At 73.5% G+C, this 10,278-nt stretch carries 9 protein-coding genes; 7 read left to right on the plus strand and 2 right to left on the minus strand.

The genetic code is table 11. From position 1 onward, the window contains the following. Window positions 1–135 precede the first annotated feature (135 nt). The 4 genes from egtA to egtD are packed head-to-tail and all read left to right on the plus strand — an operon-like array spanning window position 136 to window position 4,503. A complete protein-coding gene (gene egtA, locus ACFW9D_RS25735; RefSeq protein WP_384625298.1) occupies window positions 136–1,425 on the plus strand; it encodes an ergothioneine biosynthesis glutamate--cysteine ligase EgtA in 1,290 nt (429 codons plus the stop codon). Continuing rightward, window positions 1,422–2,786: an ergothioneine biosynthesis protein EgtB gene (egtB, locus tag ACFW9D_RS25740; protein ID WP_384625301.1), complete on the plus strand. Its 1,365-nt coding sequence runs from the start codon at window positions 1,422–1,424 to the stop codon at window positions 2,784–2,786. The genes egtA and egtB overlap by 4 nt, the downstream gene beginning before the upstream one ends. After that, window positions 2,786–3,541 (plus strand): ergothioneine biosynthesis protein EgtC, encoded by a 756-nt coding sequence (gene egtC, locus ACFW9D_RS25745; protein WP_188335643.1) that lies wholly within the window; start codon window positions 2,786–2,788, stop codon window positions 3,539–3,541. Before egtB ends, egtC begins: the two co-directional genes overlap by 1 nt. Beyond that, window positions 3,538–4,503: an L-histidine N(alpha)-methyltransferase gene (gene egtD / locus ACFW9D_RS25750; protein ID WP_384625305.1), complete on the plus strand. Its 966-nt coding sequence runs from the start codon at window positions 3,538–3,540 to the stop codon at window positions 4,501–4,503. The genes egtC and egtD overlap by 4 nt, the downstream gene beginning before the upstream one ends. A 4-nt stretch (window positions 4,504–4,507) precedes the next feature. Here egtD and ACFW9D_RS25755 read toward each other — a convergent pair whose 3' ends face one another. Next, window positions 4,508–5,737, minus strand: coding sequence for an extracellular solute-binding protein (locus tag ACFW9D_RS25755; RefSeq protein ID WP_384625308.1), 1,230 nt, complete (start codon window positions 5,735–5,737; stop codon window positions 4,508–4,510). Between the two features lie 254 nt (window positions 5,738–5,991). Between ACFW9D_RS25755 and ACFW9D_RS25760 the strand changes: the two genes are divergently transcribed. After that, window positions 5,992–6,207 carry a dodecin gene (locus ACFW9D_RS25760; protein WP_188335646.1) on the plus strand — a complete coding sequence of 72 codons (216 nt, stop codon included), beginning with the start codon at window positions 5,992–5,994 and terminating at the stop codon, window positions 6,205–6,207. A 15-nt stretch (window positions 6,208–6,222) separates the two neighbouring features. Here ACFW9D_RS25760 and ACFW9D_RS25765 read toward each other — a convergent pair whose 3' ends face one another. Continuing rightward, the gene (locus ACFW9D_RS25765) at window positions 6,223–6,714 is read right to left on the minus strand and encodes a hypothetical protein (RefSeq protein ID WP_384625312.1); all 492 of its coding nucleotides are present in this window, start codon (window positions 6,712–6,714) and stop codon (window positions 6,223–6,225) included. A 77-nt stretch (window positions 6,715–6,791) separates the two neighbouring features. Here ACFW9D_RS25765 and ACFW9D_RS25770 point away from each other — a divergent pair, with 77 nt between their 5' ends. Together ACFW9D_RS25770 and ACFW9D_RS25775 are read left to right on the plus strand one after the other, a co-directional pair. Beyond that, the gene (locus ACFW9D_RS25770) at window positions 6,792–7,811 is read left to right on the plus strand and encodes an LLM class flavin-dependent oxidoreductase (protein WP_384625315.1); all 1,020 of its coding nucleotides are present in this window, start codon (window positions 6,792–6,794) and stop codon (window positions 7,809–7,811) included. Between the two features lie 76 nt (window positions 7,812–7,887). Continuing rightward, on the plus strand, window positions 7,888–10,278 hold a 2,391-nt coding region (locus ACFW9D_RS25775; RefSeq protein ID WP_384625318.1), incomplete at its 3' end, for an ATP-binding cassette domain-containing protein.

A 10,278-nucleotide genomic window follows, 5' to 3' on the forward strand; every position in this document is an offset into this window, starting at 1 on the left:
TCTGTGTGGGGCGGCCGGCGCGCCTTTGGGGGGGGGGCGGGCCCCCCCCCCCCGGGCGGCGCCCGCACGGGCCCGAATCGACGGCGCGGTCCCCACCGGGGACCATGGAAGCGAACCGACCAGGAGGATCCCCGCATGACCGAGGGAGACTGTACGACGCTCGGTGACCTGGTCACCGAGACCGAGGCGGAGGCCCTGGTGCAGGGCATCTGCTTCAAGACCGGCCCGCCGCGCGCGGTGGGTGTGGAGCTGGAGTGGATCGTCCACGAGACGCACCGCCCCCGCCTCCCGTTACCGCCCGAACGGCTCGACGCGGCCTATGCCGCGCTGCGCGCCCTGCCGCTGAGCTCGGCGCTCACGGTGGAGCCCGGCGGCCAGCTGGAGCTCAGTTCGCTCCCCGCCGCCACCCTGACGGAATGCGTCTCGGCCGTACAGGCCGATCTGACCGCCGTCCGCACCGCACTCCGCGCCCACGGCCTCGTCCTGGCCGGCCACGGCACGGATCCGTGGCGCCCGCCCCGCCGGCTGCTGCGGCGCCCCCGCTACGACGCCCTGGAGGCCTCCCTGGACCGGACGGGACCGGCCGGCCGCTCCATGATGTGTTCCTCCGCGTCGGTGCAGGTGTGCCTGGACGCCGGGTACGAGGAGCCGGGTCCGCTGGGGTACGCGCGGCGCTGGGTGCTCGGCCATCTGCTGGGCGCCGTGCTCGTCGCGGCGTTCGCCAACTCCCCGATGCTGTCCGGCCGTCCGACGGGCTGGCGGTCGACGCGGCAGCTCCTGTGGGCGCGGATCGACGCGGGCCGTTCCGCGGCGCCGTCCCCGGACGGGGAGCCGCGGGAGGCATGGGCGCGGCGGGCGCTCGACGCGCCCGTGATGTGCGTGCGCAGCGCCGACGGGCCGTGGGAGGTGCCGGAGGGGCTGACGTTCCGGGACTGGGCGCGCACGGGGGAACCGCGCCGGCCGACCCGCGACGATCTCGACTACCACCTGACGACGCTGTTCCCTCCGGTGCGCCCGCGCGGCCATCTGGAACTGCGCATGATCGACGCGCAGCCGGGCGAGGACGGCTGGCTGGTGCCGCTCGCGGTGACGACGGCACTGTTCGACGATCCGCAGGCCGCGGAGACCGCGTACCGGGCGGTGAAGCCGCTGGCCGAGCGGGCCGGGGAGCGTCCCGCTCCGCACAATCCGCTGTGGCGCGACGCGGCCCGTCTGGCGCTGACCGATCCCGAACTGCGGGAGGCGGCGACGGCCTGTTTCGCGGCGGCGCTCGAGGCGCTGCCCCGGCTCGGCGCGGGCGCGGAGGTGCGGCGGGCGGTCGAGGACTTCCACCGCCGCTACGTGCTGCGCGGCCGCTGCCCGGCCGACGACGTGCTCGATCCGCTCACGCAACCGCCTGTCCAGGGGAGGACCGTCCGCTCATGACCACCGAGGAGAACCTCACCGACTTCCTCACCGATCCTGAGGCGCTGCGCGTCCGCGCGGTGGAGGCCCTGGAGGCGGCGCGCCGTCGCACCACCCTCCTGACGAGCTGTGTGGAGGATCCCGAACTGACCGCGCAGCACTCGCCGTTGATGTCGCCGCTGGTCTGGGACCTGGCACACATCGGCAACCAGGAGGAGCAGTGGCTCCTGCGGGCGGTCGCGGGCCAGGAGGCGATGCGGCCCGAGATCGATCCGCTGTACGACGCCTTCGAGCACCCGCGTTCCGAGCGGCCGAAGCTGCCGCTGCTGGCGCCGGAGGAGGCGCGCGGCTATGCGGCGGACGTGCGCGGGCGGGCGCTGGACGTGCTGGAGAAGGCGGCGTTCGACGTGGACGGCCCGGCCCGGCTCACCCGGGCGGGGTTCGCGTTCGGCATGATCGCCCAGCACGAGCAGCAGCACGACGAGACGATGCTGATCACGCACCAGCTGAGGACGGGCGCGGCGGCCCTGACGGCTCCGGATCCGGAGCCGCCCGCCGCGCCGTTCGCGGGCCCTGCCGAAGTGCTGGTGCCCGGGGGCCCGTTCACGATGGGCACGTCGGCGGAGCCCTGGGCGCTGGACAACGAGCGGCCCGCGCACACGCGCGACGTGGCCGCGTTCCACATCGACACGACACCGGTCTCGAACGCCGCGTACATGGAGTTCCTGGCCGACGGCGGCTACGAGGATCCGCGCTGGTGGGACCCGGCCGGCTGGGCGGCGGTCCGTGAACACGGCCTGCACGCGCCGCTGTTCTGGCGGCGCGAGGCGGGCGACTGGGTGCGCCGCCGGTTCGGCGTGACGGAGCTGGTGCCGCCGGACGAGCCGGTGCTGCACGTGAGCTGGTACGAGGCGGACGCCTACGCCCGCTGGGCGGGGCGGCGGCTGCCGACCGAGGAGGAGTGGGAGAAGGCGGCCCGGCACGATCCGGTGACCGGCCGCTCGCGGCGCTATCCGTGGGGCGACGCCGATCCGACGCCGGAGCGCGCCAATCTCGGCCAGCGGCATCTGCGTCCGGCTCCGGTCGGCAGCTGTCCGGAGGGTGAATCGCCGCTCGGAGTGCGGCAGTTGATCGGTGACGTGTGGGAGTGGACGTCCAGCGACTTCGCCCCGTATCCCGGGTTCGTGGCGTATCCGTACCGGGAGTACTCGGAGGTGTTCTTCGGGCCGGAGTACAAGGTGCTGCGGGGCGGTTCGTTCGCGGTGGCCGATGTGGCCTGCCGGGGCACGTTCCGCAACTGGGACTATCCGGTGCGGCGGCAGATCTTCTCCGGGTTCCGCACCGCCCGCGACGCCGGACCGGTCGCCCGGGAGGCCCGCTGATGTGCCGTCATCTGGCCTATGTGGGGCCGCCGGTGGCGCTGGGTGAGGTGCTCGACGCTCCGCCGCACAGTCTGTTCCGGCAGTCGTGGGAGCCGCGCCGGCAGCGGCACGGCACCGTCAACGCGGACGGGTTCGGCGTCGGCTGGTACGCGGAGGGCGACCCGGTGCCGGGCCGCTACCGGCGGGCCGCGCCGATCTGGGGCGACCAGTCGTACGCCGATCTGGCCCGGGTGGTCCGCTCGGGCGCGCTGCTCGCCGCGGTCCGGGACGCGACGGTGGGCGGCGCCGACGGCGAGGCGGCCGCCGCCCCGTACGCGGCCGGTCCCTGGCTGTTCAGTCACAACGGCGCGGTGCCCGGCTGGCCGCGTTCGCTGACCCCGCTCGTGCACACCCTGCCGGCGGCCGACCTGCTGTCGCTGGAGGCCCGCTGCGACGCCGCGTTCCTGTGGGCGCTGGTGCTGCAGCGGCTGCGCGCCGGTGATCCGGGGCCGCAGGCGCTCGCCGACACCGTCGTCGAGGTCGCCGAGGCGGCGCCGGGTGCCCGGCTCAACTTCCTGCTGACCGACGGCGAGACGATCGCCGCGACCGCCTGGGGCGACACCCTCTGGTACCTGGCCGAGCCCGGGAACCGCACCGTCGTCGCCTCCGAGCCCTACGACGACGATCCGCACTGGACCGAGGTGCCCGACCGCACGCTGCTCGCGGCGAACCGCACCGACGTCCTGCTGACCCCGCTCAAGGAGCCATCCGCGTGAGCCCGTTCCAGCTGACCCGCACCCTGCCCGAGCACGCCACGGAGGCCGCGCTGCGCTCCGACGTGCTGCACGGGCTGACCCGCACGCCCAAGACGTTGCCGCCGAAGTGGTTCTACGACGCGCGCGGCAGCGAGCTGTTCGACCAGATCACCGAGCTGCCCGAGTACTACCCGACGCGGGCCGAGCGGGAGATCCTGCTCGCGCGGTCCGGTGAGATCGCCGCCGCGACCGGCGCCCGCACCCTGGTCGAGCTGGGTTCCGGCTCGTCGGACAAGACGCGGCACCTCCTGGAGGAGTTCAGCGGCCTGGAGGCGTACGTGCCGGTGGACGTGAGCGAGAGCGCGCTCCGGGGCGCCGGGAGGACGCTGCTCGCCGAGCATCCCGGGCTGACCATCCACGCGCTGCTCGCGGACTTCACGGCCGGCCTCACGCTGCCGGACACGCCGGGGCCGCGCCTGGTGGCGTTCCTCGGCGGCACGATCGGGAACCTGCTGCCCGACGAGCGGGCCGCGTTCCTCGCCTCCGTACGGGACATGCTGGCGCCCGGTGACTTCTTCCTGCTGGGCACGGACCTCGTGAAGGAGCCGTCGGTGCTGGTGGCGGCGTACGACGACGCGGCGGGTGTGACGGCCGCGTTCGACAAGAACGTGCTGTCGGTCGTGAACCGGGAGCTCGGCGCCGACTTCGATCTGGACGCGTTCGCGCACGTCGCGGTGTGGGACGCGGAGCACGAGTGGATCGAGATGCGGCTGCGGGCCGAGAGCGCGCAGTCCGTGAAGATCCCCGCGCTCGATCTGGCGGTGGACTTCGCGGCCGGCGAGGAGATGCGCACGGAGGTGTCGGCGAAGTTCCGGCGCGCCGGGGTCGAGCGGGAGCTCGGGGCCGCGGGTCTGGAGACGGTGCGCTGGTGGACCGACTCCGAGGGCCGCTTCGCCCTGTCCCTGAGCACGCCCGCCGTCTGACGGCTCAGGGGCCCCGTTCGTCGAGGCGGCGGGTGATCTCGCGGGACGCCTGCCGCGCGGCGGGGCCGGGGGCGGCGCCGCGCAGGACGTCGGACATGTACGTCTTGATGGGGTTGTCCGCCTCGACGGTCGCCCAGAGCGGGGACGCCGGGGTGGCCCGGCCATGGGCGGCGCCGACGGCCATGGCGGCGACGCCCGGCTCTCCGGCCACGGCCGGGGCGAGGGTCGTCTTGTTCGGCACGTAGTCCATGGTCCTGGCCAGGTCGGTGTTCCACTTCTCCCCGGCGAGGGCCTTGATCACTTCGAGGGCGCCCGAGCGGTCGTCGGTGTTCGCGGGGACGACGAGGTCCGAGCCGCCGGTGAACACGGCGCCCGCGCGGGCGGCGGTCTTGCCGGGGATCGGGAAGTAGCCCAGTCTGCCCTTGAGTTCCGGGTTCTTGGCGAGGATCGCCTGGGTGGCGCCGGGCACGGAGATGATCTGCGCGATGTCGCCGCCCGCGAACTCCTCGGCCTGCGGCGGGTGTTCCTCGTCGGCGTCCTTCGGGCCGTCGCCGAGGGCCTGGAGCTGCTGGTAGAAGGCCATGCCGCGCAGGGCGGCGGGACTGTCGAGGGCGCCGGTCCAGGTGCCGGCGGACTCACGGGCGAGCTCGCCGCCCTCGTCCCAGATGAACCCGGAGAGCGTGTACCAGTCCTGTCCGGCGAGGTAGATGCCCTGCTGCCCCGGGGTGTCGAGGCGGCGGGTCAGGGTGAGCCATTCGTCACGGGTCTTCGGCGGCTGCTGGATGCCGGCGCGGGCGAAGAGGTCCTTGTTGTAGATCACGACGCGGTTGGCGGCGTACCAGGGGACGCCGTACTGGCGGGCGCGGTCGACGCCGGGTTCGGCGAGGCCGGGGAGCCAGTCGTCCATGCCGAGGTCGCGGGCCGCCTCCAGGGACAGGTCGAGGAGGCCGTCGGTGTCGATGTACGTGGGCAGTTGGGTGTTGCCGACCTCGATGACGTCGGGGCCGCCGTCGCCTCCGGCCTTGAGCGCGGTGGTGACCTTCTGGCCGATGTTCGTCCACTCCTGGACGCGGATGTCGAGGCGCAGGTCGTCGTGCTCGGCCTCGAACCGGCGGGTGAAGCGGTCGACGAAGGCGTCGGACGCGCTGCCTTTCATCAGCCAGACGGTGACCGTGCGCGGTTCGGCCGTGCCGCCCGGGAGGGCCCCGCACGCCGTGAGGAGCGTGCCGGTCACGACGGCGAGGGAACTCAGGGACAACAGGGCTCGACGGGATCTCACGCGGGGTCGCTTTCTGCCTGAGGACAGGGGTGGTTCGCCCGACGTGGGGGACGAGCGCGCGGCTCGAACGGGTGTGACCGGGATTTTGGTATGGACCAATGGCCCGGTCAAGGGGTACGGAGAAGTAGCCGGACCGGTTCGCGCGCACGTACGGTGACCGGCGTCGTCTCCCCGTGGCGGACCCGGCCGCCCTGGGGCACGGTGGAAGCATGTCGAACCACACGTACCGCGTCACCGAGATCGTCGGCACCTCGCACGAAGGCGTCGACCAGGCGATCCGCAACGGCATCGCACGGGCCTCCCAGACCCTGCGCAACCTCGACTGGTTCGAGGTCACGCAGGTGCGGGGCCAGATCGTGGACGGCCGGCCGGAGCACTATCAGGTCGGCCTCAAGGTCGGGTTCCGCCTCGACGGGGAGGAGTGACCCCGGGGCCGTGCCTCAGGTGCGGCCCTCACGCTCCTGCGCGTCCTTCAGCGCCGCCGACGGGCTCGCCCAGCGGGCCCGTACGACGGTGAATCCGGCGCGCTCCGCCTCCAGGCACACCAGCTCGTCGTCGTCCACCAGCATGCGCACGGTCCGGCCGCGCGCCAGCCGGCGCAGCGTCGCGAGCTTCGTGACGCGGGCCGGCCTGCGGTCGTCGTTGCGCCGCATGTGCAGCGCGCCCTCGGGCAGCCCGTGCCGGGTGAGCCAGGCCAGCGTGTCCGCGCGGCACCGCTCGGGGCGCCCGGTGAGATAGACGACCTCGCACTCCTGCGCGCTCTCGCGGGCCAGCGCCACGCCCTCGGGGAGCGGCGGGTCGAGCGGCGCGGCCGCGAAGAACCCGGCCCAGTCCCGCGGCTTGCGCTCCAGGTACTTCTGTCGGTGCGCGGTGTCGGCGAGCGTCCCGTCGAGGTCGAACACGGCCAGGTCACGGCGTACGTCGGAGGTCACCGGGCCACTTTAGTTCGCGCGCCGGCCTCTGAGGGACGCACGGGAATCATCTCCGCGCCCGCGCGTTGAACCAGGACGTGACCACCGTGCCCGACACCGTTCGCTTCTCCGTCCTCGACCGTTCCCGCACCCGCGAGGGCTCGACCGCCGCGCAGGCGCTGCGGGACACCGTCGCGCTCGCTCAGGACCTGGAGCGGCTCGGGTACCACCGTGTCTGGGTGTCGGAGCATCACGGGGTGCCGGGCGTCGCCGGTTCCGCGCCGACCGTGCTGGCTGCCGCCGTGGCCGCCGCCACCCGCACGATCCGGGTCGGGACGGGCGGTGTGATGCTGCCCAACCATCAGCCGCTGGTGGTCGCCGAGCAGTTCGGGGTCCTCGAGTCGCTGTTTCCGGGGCGGATCGACATGGGGCTCGGCCGGTCCGTCGGGTTCACCGACGGGGTGCGCCGCGCGCTCGGGCGGTCCTTCGGACGGAGCACAGCCGACGCGGACGACTTCGCGGGGCAGCTCGACGAGCTCCTCGCGTTCTTCACCGGCACCTCCCCCACCCGGGTGCACGCCCGGCCCTCGGAAGGGCTCACCGTGCCGCCGTTCGTGCTCGCGATGGGCGAGGGGGCGTCGATCGCCGCCCGCGCGGGCCTGCCGATGGTCATCGGCGACTTCCGCAACCGGTCGAAGATGCTGCGCGGCATCGACCGCTACCGCGCGGAGTTCCGCCCCTCCCCCTGGGCGGCCGAGCCGTACGTCGTGATCTCCGGGACGGTCGCCGTCGCCGGCAGCGAGCCGGAGGCGCGGCGGCTGCTGATCCCCGAGGCCTGGTCGGCGGCGCACTCCCGCACGCACGGCACGTTCCCGCCGCTGCCGCCCGCGGAGCGGATCACCGCGCTCGACATGATGCCGAAGGAGCGCGAGCTGTACGAGTCCGGGCTGCACGGCCACATCGTCGGCACGGAGCAGCAGGTCGCGGACGAGCTGGCGGCCGTGATCAAGGAGAGCGGCGCGCAGGAGGTGCTGGTCACGACGAGCACGTACGACCGTGAGGGGCTGCTGGAGTCCTACCGCAGACTCGCCCGGGTCGCCCGCCTCGCCGCGGCCTAGGATCGTGGGGTTTGTCCCGGCCCCTCGGGACGCACCCGTCCCGCCCGCACCAGCACGTACGACCGGAGCTCCGCCCATGCCGCACGCCGCCCCGCCCGATCCCCGCCACGACGGCTTCGTCCGGGTGCGGGGCGCCCGCGAGCACAATCTGCGGGGAGTCGACGTGGACATCCCGCGCGACGTCATCGCCGTGTTCACCGGGGTGTCCGGCTCGGGCAAGTCCTCGCTGGCGTTCGGCACGGTGTACGCGGAGGCGCAGCGCCGCTACTTCGAGTCCGTCGCCCCGTACGCGCGGCGTCTGATCCACCAGGTGGGGGCGCCCCGGGTCGGTTCGATCACGGGGCTGCCGCCCGCGGTGTCGCTCCAGCAGAGCCGCTCCGCGCCGACCTCCCGGTCCTCGGTCGGCACGGTCACGACGCTGTCGAACTCGCTGCGGATGCTGTTCTCGCGGGCCGGCGACTATCCGGAGGGCGCCGAGCGGCTGGACTCCGACGCCTTCTCGTCGAACACGGCGGCGGGCGCCTGCCCGGAGTGCCACGGCCTGGGACTGATCCACCGCACGACCGAGGAACTCCTCGTCCCCGATCCGTCCCTCTCCGTCCGCGAGGGCGCGGTCGCGGCCTGGCCGGGCGCCTGGCAGGGCAAGAACCTGCGGGACATCCTCGACACGCTCGGCCACGACGTGGACCGGCCCTGGCGGGAGCTGCCGCAGGCCGACCGGGACTGGATCCTGTTCACCGACGAGCAGCCGGTGGTGACGGTGCATCCGGTGCGGGACGCGGACCGGATCCAGCGCCCGTACCAGGGCACGTACATGAGCGCCGACCGGTATGTGATGAAGACGTTCGCGGACTCCAAGAGCGCCACGCTGCGGGCGAAGGCGGAGAAGTTCCTGAAGAGCGAGCCGTGCCCGGTGTGCGGCGGGGCCCGGCTGCGCAAGGAGGCGCTCGCGGTCACGTTCGCGGGCCGCACGATCGCGGAGCTGGCCCGGATGCCGCTGTCGGAGCTGTCCGCGCTGCTCGACCTGCCGGACGGCGTGTCGGAGACGGCGCGGGTGCTGACCGAGGACCTGCGGGCCCGGATCGCCACGGTGACCGAGCTGGGGCTCGGCTATCTGGGCCTGGACCGGCCGACGCCCACCCTGTCGGCGGGCGAGCTGCAACGCCTGCGGCTGGCAACGCAGTTGAGGTCGGGGCTCTTCGGCGTGGTGTACGTGCTCGACGAGCCGTCGGCCGGACTGCACCCCGCCGACACCGAGTCCCTGCTGACGGTGCTCGACCGGCTGAAGGACGCGGGGAACTCGGTGTTCGTGGTCGAGCACCATCTCGACGTGATGCGCCGCGCGGACTGGCTGGTCGACGTCGGCCCGCTGGCGGGCGAGCACGGCGGGCAGGTGCTGCACAGCGGCCCGGTGGAGGCGCTGCGGGAGGTCGAGGGGTCGGCGACGGCCCGTTTCCTCTTCGACGACTCACCGGTGACGCCACGTCAGACCCGTACACCCACCGGCTGGTTGAAGATCGGCCCGGTGACGCGGCACAACCTCCGCGACGTCACGGCCGAACTGCCGCTCGGGGCGTTCACGGCGGTCACGGGTGTGTCCGGCTCCGGGAAGTCGACGCTGATCGGCGAGATCACCGAGGAACTGGAGGGCGTGGGGCGGCTCGTGGTCGTCGACCAGAAGCCGATCGGCCGCACCCCGCGCTCCAACCTGGCGACGTACACCGGACTGTTCGACGTCGTGCGCAAGGTGTTCGCCGCCACGGACGAGGCGAAGGCCCGCCGGTACGGTGTCGGCCGGTTCTCCTTCAACGTGGCGGGCGGGCGCTGCGAGACCTGCCAGGGCGAGGGCTTCGTCAGTGTCGAGCTGCTGTTCCTGCCGAGCACGTACGCGCCGTGCCCGGACTGCGCGGGGGCCCGCTACAACCCGCCGACCCTCGAAGTCACCTACCGGGGGCGCAACATCGCGGAGGTGCTCGACCTGACGGTGGACGCGGCGGCGGAGTTCTTCGCGGACGACGCGGCGGCGAGTGCCGTCCTGCGCAGCCTGCGGACTTTGCGGGAGGTCGGCCTCGGCTATCTGCGGCTCGGCCAGCCCGCGACCGAGCTGTCCGGCGGCGAGGCCCAGCGGATCAAGCTGGCCGGTGAGCTGCAGCGGGTGCGGCGCGGGCACACCCTGTACCTGCTGGACGAGCCGACGACGGGTCTGCATCCGGCGGACGTCGAGGTGCTGCTGCGCCAGCTGCACGGGCTCGTCGACGCGGGGAACTCGGTGGTGGTCGTCGAACACGACATGAGCGTGGTCGCCGGCGCCGACTGGGTCGTGGACCTGGGGCCCGGCGGCGGTGACGCGGGCGGGCGGATCGTCGTGGGGGTGGTCGCGGACGGGCAGTTCCGCGCGCTCGAAGTAGACCGGACGCTGAGCAACATCTCGGAGACGACGTGTCGGGGGGGCTTCTGGGGGGGCGCG

It is taken from the genome of Streptomyces sp. NPDC059524 (assembly GCF_042749255.1).
Taxonomy (GTDB): domain Bacteria; phylum Actinomycetota; class Actinomycetes; order Streptomycetales; family Streptomycetaceae; genus Streptomyces; species Streptomyces xanthii.

Excerpts from the sequence above, each read along its gene's own strand:
- ACFW9D_RS25760 (WP_188335646.1), top strand. The coding sequence starts at position 5,992 with ATGTCGAACCACACGTACCGCGTCACCGAGATCGTCGGCACCTCGCAC.
- egtC (WP_188335643.1), top strand. The coding sequence starts at position 2,786 with ATGTGCCGTCATCTGGCCTATGTGGGGCCGCCGGTGGCGCTGGGTGAG.
- egtA (WP_384625298.1), top strand. The coding sequence starts at position 136 with ATGACCGAGGGAGACTGTACGACGCTCGGTGACCTGGTCACCGAGACC.
- egtB (WP_384625301.1), top strand. The coding sequence starts at position 1,422 with ATGACCACCGAGGAGAACCTCACCGACTTCCTCACCGATCCTGAGGCG.